The sequence below is a fragment of the Planococcus sp. ANT_H30 genome (assembly GCF_008369335.1).
GTDB classification, from domain to species: domain Bacteria; phylum Bacillota; class Bacilli; order Bacillales_A; family Planococcaceae; genus Planococcus; species Planococcus kocurii.
On record NZ_VOBJ01000001.1, the window covers coordinates 1,046,493 to 1,061,535 of the forward strand.

Below are 15,043 nucleotides of genomic sequence, written 5' to 3' on the forward strand. Positions count from 1 at the left end.
AAAGGTGTATGGAGTTTAATCCATGCACCTTTTTCTTATGTTCTTGGTGTTTTCACTCTCATTTTTCGGTGTTCGCGTCTTGCAGGTGCTGTGTTAAAAAAGAGTTTTTCTCCTGCAGATTCCGGTAATACGGGTGGGACAGGAGTTGGTTTTCCGTCATCTCCCATTGCAACCATGGTCAAGAAGGATTCCGTTGTTAGCTTTTCTTCACCCGTTTGCAGATTTTTCGACTTTACTCGAACATATACCTCCATCGAAGTTCGGCCGGTTGACGTGACATTTGCTTCGAGTTCGAGTACGTCTCCAACACGTGCTGAAGACAAAAAGTCCACAGAATCGATCGATGCAGTTACAACTACTTGACGGCGTGCATGTTTCATTGCCGTGATCCCTGCAATTTCATCGATATAAGCTAATACTTTGCCACCAAATATGGAGTCCATATGATTGGTATCGGGTGGGAGGACCAACTTTGTTTGGATTGTTCTTGATTCTTTCATTGGTTTTGCTTCCATTTTCATCATTCCTTTCTCTATTGCCCTAACATCAGAAGTTCCCCAAAAACAGTGGGCTTTCCTATATACTATATTGAAATGAGGAGGATGCTTTATGTCAGAGTTATTGAATATTTTAAATACCCCTGAATTCCAATCAAAAACAACTATAAAGCATCAACTTCGGCAACTAGGCATTGTTGCTGGAGATGCGTTAATGGTTCATTCTTCACTGAAGTCCATGGGATGGATCGCTGGAGGTGCTCAGGCGGTCGTTGAAGCGTTGCTTGAAACAATTACAGAAGCAGGCACAATTGTCATGCCTGCGCAGTCTACGGACAACTCAGACCCTAGTTACTGGATGCAGCCACCAGTCCCTGAAAATTGGCATCAGCCAATACGCGAACAGCTTCCTGCTTTCGATCCCCACTTAAGCGGATTACGCGGCATGGGGAAAATTGCAGAATGCTTCCATAGCCATCCTGCAACTATACGTAGCCCTCACCCTTCGCATTCCTTTGCAGCCTATGGAAAACAAGCTGCTGAATGGATGAGTGAACAACCCCTCGAGGACTCTTTCGGGGAAAAATCGCCGCTCGCAAAAATGTTGCAAGTAGATGTGAAAATCTTATTTATTGGTGTTGGCTTTGATTCGTGTACGGCGCTTCACTATGCTGAATTTGTTCAAGAAAACCGACCTACTATACCGCAAGGCGCAGCTGTTTTGAAGGATGGAAAACGCGCTTGGCAAACTTACGACTGTGTGGATATGGATTCAGACCGCTTCCCAGAAATTGCAAAAGCTTTTCCAGGTAATATTTCTGAAGGTTTGCTCGGGCAAGCTGAAACCCGTCTTGTAGATATGAAACCCCTTGTCGAATTTGGAATCGACTGGCTTCGGGAACATCCTATAACGTAACATGCAGAAAATGCCAGTACTCTCTGAGTAACTGGCATTTTTCATGGCGTAATGATGTCGTCCAACAGTCTTTCTAGACGGTTATTATCTTTATTAAAGGAATCGACAAAAGCATTAATAATCTCAGCGGGCTCTGGTACTTTTCCCCAATCCAATCGATAACCCGCATTGAGTACCAACTGGCGCGCAAATTCGCGAACACTGCGTCCATTACCTTCACGAAAAGGATGTAAAGCATTCAATTCTGAAAGAAAATAAGCAAGTCTTGAGATCAGCTGACTTCGCGGTAATTTCTTCAAATAATTTTCCGATTTTAAGTCAGTAAAAATTTTTAGCAACTGTGCTTCTATGTGTTTAGGATGAGCAAAAGAAGAAGAACCTTTGGAAATCATTTCTTGTCTCAATTCTCCAGCAAACGGATAAACGTCCTGAAGGATATATCGGTGGATGGCTAAAAATGCGTTAATATCCAAAAGATTTATCGGTTTCTGCAGTTGAAGTTCCGAAAGACGAAGCAACGAATAAACTTTCTCCAATTCTTTCAGTTTTTCTTCATCTTCTACATGAAATAAATTAATCAATACATCAGTCCCAGAGTAACAATACATGGAAGTGTGCTGATAGTTAGACATCAAACTTCCTTTTGATGGCTTGATGGAATTGTGCTTCCGTCCGTTCACCAGTCAATACCGACCGAACGAAATTTTCATCCTCACTTGTTACTTCAAATCCTTCTGTAACTAAAGAATGCGAAGCGTAGGAAATCGCATGATTGGCTTGTTCGCGAGAAACTCGGTTCACTAATTTCGTCAACTGGATAACCACCTTTCATGCTAAAATTATACCATTTTACTAGCCTACTTTCTATCTTCACCCCTTGTTCCATATGGCTTAAACTAATGATTTCCACTTGTAGACATTCTACAAACTAGCTATGCTTTCGGGCCTACAGGATGTGGGTCATGCAACTGGTGCTTCAGGACAACGCGGTGCCAGTTGCCAAGGGCTCGCGGGAGTCTCTACTACTTTTCTCCATATCTTCTAGTTAACAATGGAAACATAGACAATGCCTTCTTATTCAACAGGTTACCTAGCGCAAGCTGGGCAAAGCGGTGTAGAAAAGTCGGTTTCTTTCATTCAACTTATATGGAGCGGCTTCTCGAATATCAAAAAATTTATAAACAGTAAAAAACCGGATGCATTTGCATCCGGTTTTACTCAAGCTTGTTGCTGTAATTCTTTGGTTTCATCTGAAGTGAAAGCTCTCGATCTCGTTAAAAATCGTTTACCCTCGACTCCTTCCAGCGAGAACATTCCGCCGCGTCCTGGAACGACATCAATGATTAGCTGCGTATGGCTCCAATAGTCAAATTGGTTTTTGTGCATATAGAATTTGCTGTCTCCGATAACTCCCATCAAAATATCCTGATCTCCGATAAACAAGTCACCTTCTGGATAACACATCGGTGAACTGCCGTCACAGCAGCCACCTGATTGATGGAACATAACCGGTCCATGCTTTTCTTTCAGCAATTCAATCAATTCAATAGCAGCATCTGTCGCAATAACGCGTTCGACCATTGCTATCCCTACTTTCTTGGTTCACTGAAACACTTGTAGACTTCCTCTAGAATCAAAAGAATCCTTGTTTATCTTCACTATAGCTAACTAACATATTTTTTGTTTGTTGATAGTGGTTGAGCATCATCAAATGGTTTTCACGGCCAAAGCCTGACATTTTGTATCCACCGAAGGCTGCGTGAGCTGGATATTGGTGGTAGCAGTTTGTCCATACGCGTCCTGCTTGAATGCCACGGCCAAAGCGATAAGCTGTGTTGGTATCACGCGTCCAAATTCCCGAGCCTAATCCGTATAGCGTGTCGTTGGCAATTTCAAGCGCTTCTTCTTTCGTTTTAAAAGTCGTTACGGAAACAACTGGTCCAAAAATCTCTTCTTGGAAAACACGCATTTTGTTATGGCCTTTAAAGACTGTTGGTTGAATATAGAAGCCTTCAGAGTAATCACCCTCTAATTTATTGCGATCGCCTCCTGCAAGAACTTCAGCTCCTTCTTGCTTGCCGATATCTAAGTAGGACAAGATTTTCTCCATTTGTTCTGTGGAAGCCTGTGCTCCCATCATTGTTTCTGGATCAAGTGGATTTCCTGTTTTGATGGCTGCTACGCGCTTTAGTGCACGTTCCATAAACTCATCATAAATGTCTTCTTGAATTAACACACGAGATGGGCATGTACACACTTCGCCTTGATTCAATGCGAACATGACAAATCCTTCGATCGCTTTGTCAAGAAACGCATCGTCTTTGTCCATTACGTCTTTAAAAAAGATATTCGGTGATTTCCCGCCCAGTTCCAGTGTAACTGGAATCAGGTTTTGAGATGCATATTGCATGATCATACGACCTGTAGTCGTTTCACCGGTAAATGCTACTTTACTGATACGCGGACTTGAAGCAAGCGGCTTACCTGTCTCAAGACCAAAGCCGTTAACGATATTCAAGACTCCAGGAGGCAAAATATCCCCAATCAGTTCAGCTAACACTAGAATACTTGCCGGCGTTTGTTCAGCTGGTTTTAATACGACACAGTTACCCGCAGCAAGAGCAGGTGCTAGTTTCCAAACAGCCATTAATATCGGAAAGTTCCATGGGATGATTTGAGCAACAACACCAAGTGGCTCGTGGAAGTGATAAGCTACAGTATCATTGTCAATTTGGCTTAGCGAACCTTCTTGTGCCCGAATAGCTCCAGCAAAATAACGGAAATGATCGATTGCCAGTGGCAGATCGGCGTTCAAAGTTTCACGTACTGCTTTGCCGTTATCCCATGTTTCAGCTACAGCGAGCATTTCTAGGTTTTGCTCCATACGATCTGCAATTTTAAGCAAAGCATTGGCACGTTCAGTAACTGAAGTTTTTCCCCAAGCTTCTTTTGCCGCATGTGCTGCGTCAAGAGCCAGTTCTACGTCTTCTGCAGTGGAACGAGCAATTTCCGTAAACTTCTTACCAGTTACCGGTGAAACATTATCAAAATATTGCCCTTTAACAGGTGCTTTCCACTCTCCATTTATAAAGTTGTCATACTTATCTTTAAATGTAACTTTTGAGCCTTCTGTATTCGGCATTGCGTAGACCATTCCCATTTCTCCCCTTTACTCGTATTACCGTTATGTACGCGCTTACATTATTTCAGCTAACCCAAGGCGCATCAATAACAGCTTCCCTTCTATATTGTCAAACTAATCTAAAAATTGCAACTGTGGAACATCAAATTTTTTTATTCGCTCACGCAGTTGATGTATAATAAGAGCGAGACTAGGAAATATGGAACTGAGAGGAATTTATTATGCGAATCAATAAGTTTTTAAGCGAAACAGGCATTACTTCAAGACGCGGAGCTGATAAGTTCATTGAAGCAGAACGTGTGACGATTAATGGCAAATTAGCCGAACTGGGTAGCCAAGTCGAATCCAACGACGAAGTCCGAGTTGATGGCAAAATCATCGAACAGCCCAAGCAACAATACGTCTATTTGGCATTAAACAAGCCCGTTGGTATTACCAGTACAACAGAACGGCATATTGAAGGAAATATTGTTGACTTCGTTAACCATCCGGAACGTATTTTTCACATAGGACGCTTGGATAAAGATTCAGAAGGGCTTATTCTATTGACTAATGACGGGGATATCGTCAACGAAATTTTACGTGTTGAGAATGAACATGAGAAAGAATACATCGTCAAAGTAGATATGCCGATCACCGAATCCTTTTTAGCAAAAATGGAAGAAGGTGTCGAAATTCTCGATACAAAAACACTTCCAGCAAAAGCTGAAAAGTTGTCTAGTTACACCTTTAAACTAACCTTACGTCAAGGTTTAAATCGCCAAATCCGCCGCATGTGTATAGCGCTTGGCTACGAGGTTCGGAGTTTACAACGAATCCGCATTATCAATATCTTTTTAGAAGATCTGCCTGTTGGAGAATGGCGCGATTTGACTGACGCAGAACGAAACGAGCTATTCAATCAACTCGGTTACACACCAAAACGTTGAGGAGGCTATTAACATGCTGAATATGAAAAGTACACCGAACCATACAGGCGTTAAAGTCAGCGGCGATTACTTCGATTTAGACGAACTCAACGTGGCCATTTACAAAATGATTGGTCAGGAAGACCAGTACTATGGTTACGAAGGATCGCGGATGCGAATCCTTAATGTAGCTTATCAAATTCGCCAAGCTGCTCAAGGTGATCGCAATGTAGATTTTGTTTTTAACGGCCTGCATGAACATACGATGAAACAGCATGGCTTGATCGCTCCCGACAAGAATATTTATTTTTCCACAGAAATACTATGGCCCGAATTAATCTACGCCGCTATCGCTTTGAAGGATTTCGTCAACTTCTATCAAGAAGATAAAAAATTTCCACTGTGGGATGTTCACTTACCGACCATTTTCCGCTTTCAATCCTTGGTCCTCGACTGTCTCCAGGGACACGTGCCAGCTGAAGAATTTGACGTTATCCTAAAAGCCTTTAATCAACCTGCTTCAGTAAATGATTACGCAATTCAATATGTTGACTTACTGAACTTGAAATACATTGGCATGACGAAAGAACAACGTGAAAAAAGTCTGTCCACTATCGCAATGAAAATCGCCGTACAAGATCAAGATTACACGGCCTTCCGCAATCAAGTCATTGCCGCCGCAACACCTTACAAAAAGCCAATACATGAAATCGACATAAAGGCCGAGTACCCAGAAAAATTTGAGTGGTAACAAGAAAAGCAAAGGCTGCCGTGTAGATTCGACAGGCATAAGACGCTCTGGCGAAGTGGCGTTCTTTGCCACACAGCCGGAGTGGCTTATGACCCGAGAATCTGGCTGCCGGAGCTAGACAACAAGAAAAGCAAAGGCTGCCGTGTAGATTCGACAGGCATAAGACGCTCTGGCGAAATGGCGTTCTTTGCCACACAGCCGGAGTGGCTTATGACCCGAGAATCTGGCTGCCGGAGCTAGACAACAAGAAAAGCAAAGGCTGCCATGTAGATTCGACAGGCATAAGACGCTCTGGCGAAGTGGCGTTCTTTGCCACACAGCCGGAGTGGCTTATGACCCGAGAATCTGGCTGCCGGAGCTAGACAACAAGAAAAGCAAAGGCTGCCGTGTAGATTCGACAGGCATAAGACGCTCTGGCGAAGTGGCGTTCTTTGCCACACAGCCGGAGTGGCTTATGACCCGAGAATCTGGCTGCCGGAGCTAGACAACAAGAAAAGTAAAGGCTGCCGTGTAGATTCGACAGGCATAAGACGCTCTGGCGAAGTGGCGTTCTTTGCCACACAGCCGGAGTGGCTTGTGACCCGAGAATCTGGCTGCCGGAGCTAGACAACAAGAAAAGCAAAGGCTGCCATGTAGATTCGACAGGCATAAGACGCTCTGGCGAAGTGGCGTTCTTTGCCACACAGCCGGAGTGGCTTATGACCCGAGAATCTGGCTGCCGGAGCTAGACAACAAGAAAAGCAAAGGCTGCCATGTAGATTCGACAGATATAATGGAATTATAAGAAGCCTAAATCTAAAAAAGTAAAAAGCTCACGCTAACGATGCGTGAGCTTTTTTCATTGGTTAATTTGCAGAACCAACAAATCGCTTGGTTCAATAGCTAGCAAACTGTGTTTTTCTTTTGGACTCATATGCAGAATATTTTCAGGTGTTACGACTACCGTCTCACCTTCTACACTAAACGAAACTTTACCACTCCGTACGATAATGATGACATCAGCCACTGAATCATGTTCTGCAATGTTTTCACCTGTTTGTAATTGCATATTCACAACCTTAGTATTGCCAAAACTTAAGGCTTTTTGGACATGCTTGTTTTTTTCACCTAATAGATTAGGCGTTCCAATCATTTCCATTTATATCACCTCGCTCCCTTTTCTACCTATATACCCGTTATAACCAAAAAGTGTATTTCCTATTGGTTAAGCAATAGGAAATACACTTTTTCAATTTACTTACCTAACATTTCATCTACCTTGTCCTGATTGTTGTCAATCCATTCTTGTGCAACTGTTTCAGGATCGTCACCTTCTTCAATCTTCACAATCATTTCTTCCACATCATCAATTGAAATACTCCAGTTACTTAAGAATTCATAAGCTTCTGGTGCATTCCCTTTTAATTCATTGTTCGTGATGACTTCAACAGAAGAGGTTTCGAAAAATCCTTTTTCATTCGTCAACACTTTTAAGTCAAATTTGTTGAACATAGTATGTGGTCTCCAGCCATAAAAGACAACCGGTTCTTCATCAGCCATCATTTTTTGAGCCTGAGCTAGCATACCGCCCTCTGAAGAATTTACTTGTGTCATATCAAATTCATAGGCTTCAAGAATTTCGTTACTTTCAATCGTTGCTCCTGCCCCTGCTTCAATGCCATAAAAATTATTGCCAAATTCAGCTTCGCGACCTTTTAAGTCTTCAACAGTATTGATATCTTCCATGTAAGTAGGAACCGTCCAGCCTGTTTCTCCATCCGGATAGCTTACAGAAGTACTTGAAATGGTGTCTTCGTATTTATCAAGATATGTTTGGTGGATCGGTACCCATGCATCCATAAATACATCAAGATCTCCACGAGACAAGCCCGTATAAACGCTACCTGCATCTGCACTTGTTTCAACAACTTCATAGCCCATATCTTTTAAGATCAAACCAGCAATTTTTGTTGGTGGTACAGTACTGGTCCACGGAGTTACACCGAAAGTGATTGTTTTTTGTTCGGCACCTTCTGCTTTTCCTGTTTCTTCTTTATCAGAACCACAAGCGGCTAATACTGCAACCATTAATGCAATCATTGTTACAAATAAAATCTTTTTCATCATTCATTTCCCCTTTTATTTTTTATTTTTTTGAACCAATCCTTGAGTAATGCGATCCATTACAATAGCTAACACAACGATACCTAAACCGCCTGTCAGGCCAAGTCCCACATTTACCGTAGAGATTCCTTCAAGAACTACTGAACCAAGTCCAGGTGCTCCAATCATTGAAGCAATAACTGCCATTGATAAGGCCAGCATCATCGTCTGATTGATTCCTGCCATAATTGAAGGCATTGCTAAAGGTAACTGTACTTTATAAAGCAGTTGCCATTTAGTCGAACCAAAAGCTCTTGACGCTTCGACAACATCCGCAGGAACCTGCTGAATACCGAGCGTTGTCATCCGTACTGCTGGTGGTGTAGCAAATACGAAAGTAGCAATTACGGCCGGAACATTTCCAAGCCCGAATAAAAGAATAGCCGGTATTAAATAAACAAAACTTGGCAAAGTCTGCATAAAATCCAAAATCGGGCGAACAATGCTAGCCATCGTTTTGTTGGTAGCTGCTAATATTCCAAGTGGAATACCGATAATGATGGATATCAACGTAGAAACGATAACGATGGATACCGTCTGCATTGCTGCTTCCCACAAATCAACAGATCCCAGATATAAACTCCCAAGCAAAGCGAACAACGCCAGTCCTTTACCAGAGAATTTCCAAGCAATTAATACAAGAATTAGCACAAGCACTTCTGGAGGAGCTGCAATCAAAAAATCCGTTACACCATCGACAAAAGTACGAAGGCTATTGCTAATACTATCGAAAAAATCACCTGTGACCGGTAATAGCCAATCATCTACAAATCGATTTGTCCATTCTTCAAGAGGCAATGTGAAATAATTCATGAGCTAGTCACCTCACCTTTCCCTAACACTAAGCCGGAAAGAATAGAAACACGTGATACGATGCCAAGTAACTTTCCGTTCTCTATTACTGCCAGTGGATATTTCGCTTCGACAGCCACACCAAAGAGGTCATTTAAAGGGGTATCTGGAGAAATTTCGTGAATATCTTTAATTAATACCGTTTCAATTGCCAATTCTTTTTTATAAGCATTGATGGCATTGTCGATTGTTAACAAACCTTTGAAATTTTTCTCCTTATCAACTACAAAAATACTTGAAACTCCGGCATCTTCCATTTTGCGGACAGCAGCTAACGCACCGCTTTTATCCATCATGTGAACAGCTGGCTTTTTCATAACATGAGAAGCCATAAGAACTTTGGAGCGATCTACATCTTTAACGAAATTTGACACATATTCATTCGCAGGATTTTCTAAAATTTCATCCGCTGTTCCTACCTGAACAATTTCACCGTTTTTCATAATAGCGATTCGGTCTCCAAGTTTTAACGCTTCATCCAAATCGTGTGTAATAAACAAAATGGTTTTCCCTAATTTGTTCTGCAGATTTAACAGTTCGTCCTGCATTTCTTTACGGATTAATGGATCTAGCGCACTGAATGCCTCATCCATTAAAAGAATATCCGAATCATTAGCGAGTGCACGCGCAAGACCGACGCGCTGCTGCATTCCACCACTCAGCTCTTTTGGGTAACTGTTTTCATACCCATGCAAACCAACATCTTCAATTGATTGTTGAGCGCGCTTGTTGCGTTCTTCTTTTTTGACTCCTTGAATTTCAAGACCATAAGCTACATTTTGTAAAACAGTTCGATGTGGAAACAATCCGAATTGCTGAAATACCATGCCTAGCTTTTTCCGTCTCGTTTCAATCAGTTTGTTTTTTCCCATTTCCACAATATTTTCGCCATCAATTAGCACTTCACCTGAAGTCGGCTCGATTAATCTGTTTACTAAACGGATTAATGTAGATTTCCCACTTCCTGACAATCCCATAATAACAAAAAACTCACCTGCTTCTACCGAGAAAGAAGCTTGATTAACCCCCACAGTCATTCCAGTTTCTGCTAAAATATCATCTTTTTGTTCACCGTTCATAAGTCTTTTCAATCCTTGTTGCGGATGAGAGCCAAAAATTTTTGTTAGGTTATTTACTTCTATCTTTTTCATCAACATACCCCTTAATTTTTTGTTTCAGATGATCATCGAAAGCCAATCTTTCTGCCTGCTTGTTCTGGTACCGGTTGTTCTTTTTGTTGTGTTCTTAGCACTTCTATTGCTATTGCTATCGTTTCTGGAAACGGTGTAGGTTTTCCTAGTACAGAATCCATTCCCATCCACATTTGTTCACTTGTCGCGACCAAGTCACCAACTGAGTTATTCATTGTCAAAAAGACATGTAATCTTTTCGCATCACAATTCAGCAGCTTCACCCTAATTGCTAAGCTATCGTGTTCATGGACTTCCTTTAAGTAGCATAAATGTGTTTCTAGCGTGAAGATCGTGTAATTTAGTTGGGTTCGAACATTTTCAGTCAAGCCCAGGAATCCGATAAAGCTATCCGTTGCTTGGCTAAATACTTTTGCATAGGCCGCATCATTCATATGACCATTGTAATCAACCCATTCACTTTGAACTTTTTCTTCATATAGAAAGGTCGAACGTGCCACACCTCTTCCCCCTTCCCAATAATCTATTTTTCAACTACTAGTTTTTTAGTTGCTGTAGTTTCTGGCCAATAAGATTCAACCAAACTTAGTAGCTCAACTAAAAATTCGTTGCGTTTATTTTCTAACTCACCAATCGTTACGTCACCTGCATGGCTTTCGCATCCTGAAATAACTTTTTCTTTTAATTCATCCGTTAGTTCAGGGGCCTCTAGTTTGGTCCAAGGTAGTTTTAGTGCAGGACCAAATTGTTCAAGCATGTGACGCATTCCTTTTTCGCCGCCAGCAAGATGGAATGTTAAGAATGGTCCCATTTGAGCCCAACGCAAGCCTGCTCCATAAATGATAGCAGCATCTACTTCTTCAGTAGTTGCAACTCCGTCATTTACCAGATGCAATGCTTCTCGCCACAATGCTTCCATCAACCGATCTGCCAAATGACCTTCGATTTCCTTTTGAATAATCAACGGCTTCATCCCTATACTTTCATAAAAGCTTTTAGCACGATCCATAACGAGTTGATCCGTTTTCTTACCTGCTACTAGTTCAACCAAAGGCAATATGTAAACTGGATTAAAAGGATGTGCTACGATCAGGCGTTCAGGATGTGCTAAACCTTCCTGCAAAACACTCGGCATAATACCTGAAGTGCTCGACCCAATAATAGCGCTTTTCTTAGCATGTGCATCAATACTTGCCAATACGGCTTTTTTCAAGTCTTCTCGTTCTGGCACATTTTCTTGGATTAAATCAGCATCACAAACGGCTTTTTCAATAGTCGGCATAAATGCGAGACGGTTTCGATCCGCACCTTCTGCTAAGCCTATCTTCTCTAAAGATGGCCATGCCTGTGCTACGGCTTTTTGGGTCCGCTGCTCTGCACCTTCAGAAGGGTCAAATGCGATGACGTCATAGCCTTGAGCTAAAAAGCGAGCTATCCAACCATTACCGATTACACCTGTCCCAATTACCGCCACTTGGTTTATCTGTTGCAGATTATTCCCCATTATTTCTCACCTCTATAAGGATTTCTCAAGTTGAAGTGGATACGCGCTTCTTGCGGCGTCATCACTTCTACATGTGCAGCGTGCAGCTTTGTTACCGCTTGGTCAACAAGTTGTTCGTTGCGTGCAAAAATTCCCTTTCCTAAATAAAGATTATCTTCAAGTCCCACACGAACATTTCCACCGTTTTGTGCGGCCATTTCCAAAATCGGCATTTGCATCCGTCCGATACCAAAAGCTGACCAATGAGCATTGTCTGGAAGACGATTTTTCATGTACAACATCGTTTCTTCGTCAGCTTCTGCTCCCCACGGAATGCCCAGACAGAATTGGAACATCGGATCCCCATCAACTAGACCTTCTGCTATTAATTGCTTGGCGAACCGAAGATGTCCCGTATCGAAACACTCAAGCTCTGGCTTCACGCCGCTTTGTTGTATAAGCCTTGCCTGTTCACGTAGCCAACGAGTTGGGCTCATATAAACCATATCGCCAAAGTTGACACTTCCACAATCTAACGTACACATTTCTGGAAGCAAACTGCCTATTGGCTCGTGTCGTTCTTCAGGCGTTTGCATATCTGTACCTTCTGCGCCCATTGAAGGGTTTGACAGATTAGGGATAAAGTCTCCTCCACCACCAGATGTAATATTGATTATTACGTCTGTTTCAGATTCACGAATACGTTCAATAATTTCTCGGTAATGATCTAGACTATGGCTAATACCACCTGTTTTAGGATTACGTGCATGAACATGTGCAACAGTTGCGCCTGCTTTTGCAGACTCAATTGCAGAGTCTGCTATTTCTTTGGGTGTCACAGGAACATATTGATTTTTCCCTGCTGTATCCCCAGCTCCCGTCACGGCTACTGTTAATAAAACTTTTTGTGTCATATAATCTCTCCCTATTTGATCTTTAGGTATGTACTCTAAGTTAAATTACTTTTTATTCCATATAACCAATTAAGTGTTTTTTATATTTTAAACTGTACCATCCAGACGGTATTGTTTCAAGGCGATTTCCCTCGTAAACGTCTTAACTAGTCTATAGAAAACTCCTTCATCCTAGACGCGGCTTGGCTTTAACCCATTATTAAAAAAATTTAAAAAAATCACACCATTTTGTTAAATGGTGTGATTTTTATTATTCATCTATCCAATTTTTTAACTTCATATAAATTTCCTGCTTTTTTTCTTCACCTAAATAATGTATATCAAAAAGTTCAGACAACCAAATTCCATCTGTCGCTAAACGAATAATAGTAGCTTTAATAGGATCAATACCATCGCCTTCAATTTCATCTTGCCATTCATTATAGAGGTCACGAATTGGATCCAACAAATCAGAATTCACAGCTTTAGCGGCTAATAAACCCGCATGCATTTCTTTATTTGGGTATGGATTATTAAAAGTTACATCAGCGTATGCGCGAATCCATTTCCCTTTTTCTTTGGATGATTCTTCTACTGAAGTTGCAATTTTATGACGGTAATTTTCAGCTAAGTGGTCTACCATTCCTTTGACTAAAGCTTCTTTTGAGGGAAAATGATAAAGCAATCCACCTTTACTAACTCCAGCTTCAATAGCCGCTGCTTCTAACGTCAAATTAAAAATGCCCCGTTCACTGACTATTTTGGACGCTGCATGAAGAATTTCAATTTTTCTGGTTGCTCTAGCCATATGCATCTCCTCTATCAGAATAGATTTTGTTATAACTATACTCCCCGGACGGTTTTTTTTCAAATTATTTTCTAGTTTTACAAGCAATCAAGAAACAGAGCATTCGTTACATGTGTTTGACAATTGATAAATGTTGCCTTTCATCAACTAATCTATTATTTAAAGAAAAAAATCGACTCCATGAAGAATCGATTTTTTTAGCTTTTAGTCTATTTTGGAAATGTTAACGATCGCATTTTCTGCGTGCTGGGTTTTTAAAACGTCTTTTGCAGCTAGGTCGCATAAAGAGACTATGCCAATTACATGTTCATCTGCAACAATCGGTAGCCGATGAATCTTATGTGCGGCCATCAACTCAGCTGCTTCTTCGATTGTTAACTTTGCCGTTCCAGTAATAACTTCTGCCGATAAGATTTCCGATATGGGCGCATCATTCGGAATTTGTTCAGCCATTCCTCGAATGACAATATCCCTATCTGTAACGATGCCGACTAGACGGCCTTCTTCACAAATAGGAATAGACCCTACATTGATTTCCCGCATCTTCGAGGCAACTTCTTGAAGCGTTGATTCAGGTTTACATGTTTCGACATCAACCGTCATGATTTCTTCGATTTTCATCCCTTCTGCCTCCTTAAACGATTTTATTACTATACCTTAGCCTTTTTGGAAGCTAGCAAACATCAATTGTGAAAACAAAGAAGGAATCGGTTCATTTGAACCGATTCCTTCTTATTTCGCATAGTATTTTCAACCTATTTGCTAGCCTTGCTATTCAACTAGCTGAATAAATTGTTTTGTCCGTTCGTTTTGCGGATTTTCAAAGAAGTTTTTGGGATCTGCCGATTCAATAATTGTTCCTTTATCAATCATAATAATACGATCCGCTACTTCTTTAGCGAATTTCATCTCATGAGTCACAACAACCATCGTCATTCCTTCTTCAGCTAGTTGTTTCATAACTTGAAGCACTTCTCCAACTAACTCTGGATCTAGTGCTGAAGTTGGTTCGTCAAAAAGCATGACTTTTGGTTCCATCGCAAGTGACCGCGCAATGGCAACACGCTGTTTTTGTCCGCCCGATAGTTTGCTTGGATAGACATTTGCTTTATCTTCCAACCCTACTTTTTTCAACAATTCCATACCTAAAGCTCTCGCTTTTTCCTTTTTCATCTTTTTAACAGTGATCGGTGCTTCAATTACATTTTCCAATACCGTCTTATGAGGAAATAAGTTGAAATGTTGGAACACCATGCCGACTTCAGCGCGAATGTTCGTTAAGTTGTCTTTTTTCGTATTTACCATATGACCATCAATGGTAATTTTTCCATCATTAATCATCTCAAGAAAGTTAAAGCATCTGAGAAGTGTACTTTTACCAGAGCCACTGACTCCAACAAGGACAACCACTTCTTGGGGCTTTACGTGAAGGTCTACCCCTTTTAACACCTCGAGGTCACCAAAAGATTTATGAATGTTTTCTCCAATAATCATGTGTGT

Annotated in this window: 18 protein-coding genes; 3 read left to right on the forward strand and 15 right to left on the reverse strand. The window is 41.3% G+C overall.

Translation table 11 applies throughout. The annotated features are described in order from the left end of the window. Positions 1-35 precede the first annotated feature (35 nt). Positions 36-515 (reverse strand): acyl-CoA thioesterase, encoded by a 480-nt coding sequence (locus FQ085_RS04950; RefSeq protein ID WP_058386830.1) that lies wholly within the window; start codon positions 513-515, stop codon positions 36-38. A gap of 94 nt (positions 516-609) precedes the next feature. Here FQ085_RS04950 and FQ085_RS04955 point away from each other — a divergent pair, with 94 nt between their 5' ends. After that, complete coding sequence (locus tag FQ085_RS04955) at positions 610-1,413, forward strand: AAC(3) family N-acetyltransferase (protein WP_149456064.1); 804 nt, start codon at positions 610-612, stop codon at positions 1,411-1,413. A gap of 41 nt (positions 1,414-1,454) precedes the next feature. Here FQ085_RS04955 and FQ085_RS04960 read toward each other — a convergent pair whose 3' ends face one another. From FQ085_RS04960 to adh, 4 genes are all read right to left on the reverse strand, one after another. Then, positions 1,455-2,045 carry a Fic/DOC family protein gene (locus tag FQ085_RS04960; protein ID WP_058384224.1) on the reverse strand — a complete coding sequence of 197 codons (591 nt, stop codon included), beginning with the start codon at positions 2,043-2,045 and terminating at the stop codon, positions 1,455-1,457. Beyond that, positions 2,038-2,226: a hypothetical protein gene (locus FQ085_RS04965; protein ID WP_058384223.1), complete on the reverse strand. Its 189-nt coding sequence runs from the start codon at positions 2,224-2,226 to the stop codon at positions 2,038-2,040. The genes FQ085_RS04960 and FQ085_RS04965 overlap by 8 nt, the downstream gene beginning before the upstream one ends. Positions 2,227-2,631: 405 nt before the next feature. After that, a complete protein-coding gene (locus FQ085_RS04970) occupies positions 2,632-2,994 on the reverse strand; it encodes a DUF779 domain-containing protein (RefSeq protein WP_058384222.1) in 363 nt (120 codons plus the stop codon). 52 nt (positions 2,995-3,046) lie between these two features. Then, positions 3,047-4,567: an aldehyde dehydrogenase gene (gene adh / locus FQ085_RS04975; protein WP_058384221.1), complete on the reverse strand. Its 1,521-nt coding sequence runs from the start codon at positions 4,565-4,567 to the stop codon at positions 3,047-3,049. A 209-nt stretch (positions 4,568-4,776) separates the two neighbouring features. Here adh and FQ085_RS04980 point away from each other — a divergent pair, with 209 nt between their 5' ends. After that, complete coding sequence (locus FQ085_RS04980; protein ID WP_149456065.1) at positions 4,777-5,484, forward strand: pseudouridine synthase; 708 nt, start codon at positions 4,777-4,779, stop codon at positions 5,482-5,484. A gap of 13 nt (positions 5,485-5,497) precedes the next feature. Further along, positions 5,498-6,214, forward strand: coding sequence for a DUF6904 family protein (locus FQ085_RS04985; RefSeq protein ID WP_149456066.1), 717 nt, complete (start codon positions 5,498-5,500; stop codon positions 6,212-6,214). Positions 6,215-7,052: 838 nt separating this feature from the next. Here FQ085_RS04985 and FQ085_RS04990 read toward each other — a convergent pair. From FQ085_RS04990 to FQ085_RS05035, 10 genes are all read right to left on the reverse strand, one after another. Beyond that, positions 7,053-7,352 (reverse strand): cupin domain-containing protein, encoded by a 300-nt coding sequence (locus FQ085_RS04990; protein WP_058384218.1) that lies wholly within the window; start codon positions 7,350-7,352, stop codon positions 7,053-7,055. 95 nt (positions 7,353-7,447) lie between these two features. Beyond that, positions 7,448-8,317: a glycine betaine ABC transporter substrate-binding protein gene (locus FQ085_RS04995; protein WP_058384217.1), complete on the reverse strand. Its 870-nt coding sequence runs from the start codon at positions 8,315-8,317 to the stop codon at positions 7,448-7,450. Between the two features lie 15 nt (positions 8,318-8,332). After that, complete coding sequence (locus tag FQ085_RS05000; RefSeq protein WP_058384216.1) at positions 8,333-9,169, reverse strand: ABC transporter permease; 837 nt, start codon at positions 9,167-9,169, stop codon at positions 8,333-8,335. Continuing rightward, positions 9,166-10,359, reverse strand: a complete 1,194-nt coding sequence (locus FQ085_RS05005; RefSeq protein ID WP_058384215.1) for a quaternary amine ABC transporter ATP-binding protein — start codon at positions 10,357-10,359, stop codon at positions 9,166-9,168. Before FQ085_RS05005 ends, FQ085_RS05000 begins: the two co-directional genes overlap by 4 nt. Positions 10,360-10,391: 32 nt before the next feature. Next, the gene (locus FQ085_RS05010) at positions 10,392-10,859 is read right to left on the reverse strand and encodes a thioesterase family protein (RefSeq protein ID WP_149456067.1); all 468 of its coding nucleotides are present in this window, start codon (positions 10,857-10,859) and stop codon (positions 10,392-10,394) included. A gap of 23 nt (positions 10,860-10,882) precedes the next feature. Next, on the reverse strand, positions 10,883-11,863 hold the full coding sequence (locus tag FQ085_RS05015) for an L-carnitine dehydrogenase (protein WP_149456068.1): 981 nt from the start codon (positions 11,861-11,863) through the stop codon (positions 10,883-10,885). Beyond that, positions 11,863-12,756 carry a beta-keto acid cleavage family enzyme gene (locus FQ085_RS05020; protein WP_058384212.1) on the reverse strand — a complete coding sequence of 298 codons (894 nt, stop codon included), beginning with the start codon at positions 12,754-12,756 and terminating at the stop codon, positions 11,863-11,865. Before FQ085_RS05020 ends, FQ085_RS05015 begins: the two co-directional genes overlap by 1 nt. A 250-nt stretch (positions 12,757-13,006) precedes the next feature. Beyond that, positions 13,007-13,543, reverse strand: coding sequence for a TetR/AcrR family transcriptional regulator (locus FQ085_RS05025; protein ID WP_058384211.1), 537 nt, complete (start codon positions 13,541-13,543; stop codon positions 13,007-13,009). A gap of 204 nt (positions 13,544-13,747) precedes the next feature. Further along, positions 13,748-14,164 (reverse strand): CBS domain-containing protein, encoded by a 417-nt coding sequence (locus tag FQ085_RS05030; RefSeq protein WP_149456069.1) that lies wholly within the window; start codon positions 14,162-14,164, stop codon positions 13,748-13,750. Between the two features lie 150 nt (positions 14,165-14,314). Beyond that, positions 14,315-15,037, reverse strand: coding sequence for an amino acid ABC transporter ATP-binding protein (locus FQ085_RS05035; protein ID WP_058384209.1), 723 nt, complete (start codon positions 15,035-15,037; stop codon positions 14,315-14,317). Positions 15,038-15,043 lie beyond the last annotated feature (6 nt).

Coding starts and splice junctions, on each gene's coding strand:
- FQ085_RS05000 (WP_058384216.1), bottom strand. CDS start 9,169: ATGAATTATTTCACATTGCCTCTTGAAGAATGGACAAATCGATTTGTA.
- FQ085_RS05025 (WP_058384211.1), bottom strand. CDS start 13,543: ATGGCTAGAGCAACCAGAAAAATTGAAATTCTTCATGCAGCGTCCAAA.
- FQ085_RS04980 (WP_149456065.1), top strand. CDS start 4,777: ATGCGAATCAATAAGTTTTTAAGCGAAACAGGCATTACTTCAAGACGC.
- FQ085_RS04995 (WP_058384217.1), bottom strand. CDS start 8,317: ATGAAAAAGATTTTATTTGTAACAATGATTGCATTAATGGTTGCAGTA.
- FQ085_RS04955 (WP_149456064.1), top strand. CDS start 610: ATGTCAGAGTTATTGAATATTTTAAATACCCCTGAATTCCAATCAAAA.
- FQ085_RS05020 (WP_058384212.1), bottom strand. CDS start 12,756: ATGACACAAAAAGTTTTATTAACAGTAGCCGTGACGGGAGCTGGGGAT.
- FQ085_RS05035 (WP_058384209.1), bottom strand. CDS start 15,037: ATGATTATTGGAGAAAACATTCATAAATCTTTTGGTGACCTCGAGGTG.
- FQ085_RS05030 (WP_149456069.1), bottom strand. CDS start 14,164: ATGAAAATCGAAGAAATCATGACGGTTGATGTCGAAACATGTAAACCT.
- adh (WP_058384221.1), bottom strand. CDS start 4,567: ATGGTCTACGCAATGCCGAATACAGAAGGCTCAAAAGTTACATTTAAA.
- FQ085_RS04960 (WP_058384224.1), bottom strand. CDS start 2,045: ATGTCTAACTATCAGCACACTTCCATGTATTGTTACTCTGGGACTGAT.
- FQ085_RS04985 (WP_149456066.1), top strand. CDS start 5,498: ATGCTGAATATGAAAAGTACACCGAACCATACAGGCGTTAAAGTCAGC.
- FQ085_RS04990 (WP_058384218.1), bottom strand. CDS start 7,352: ATGGAAATGATTGGAACGCCTAATCTATTAGGTGAAAAAAACAAGCAT.
- FQ085_RS05015 (WP_149456068.1), bottom strand. CDS start 11,863: ATGGGGAATAATCTGCAACAGATAAACCAAGTGGCGGTAATTGGGACA.
- FQ085_RS04970 (WP_058384222.1), bottom strand. CDS start 2,994: ATGGTCGAACGCGTTATTGCGACAGATGCTGCTATTGAATTGATTGAA.
- FQ085_RS05005 (WP_058384215.1), bottom strand. CDS start 10,359: ATGAAAAAGATAGAAGTAAATAACCTAACAAAAATTTTTGGCTCTCAT.
- FQ085_RS04950 (WP_058386830.1), bottom strand. CDS start 515: ATGGAAGCAAAACCAATGAAAGAATCAAGAACAATCCAAACAAAGTTG.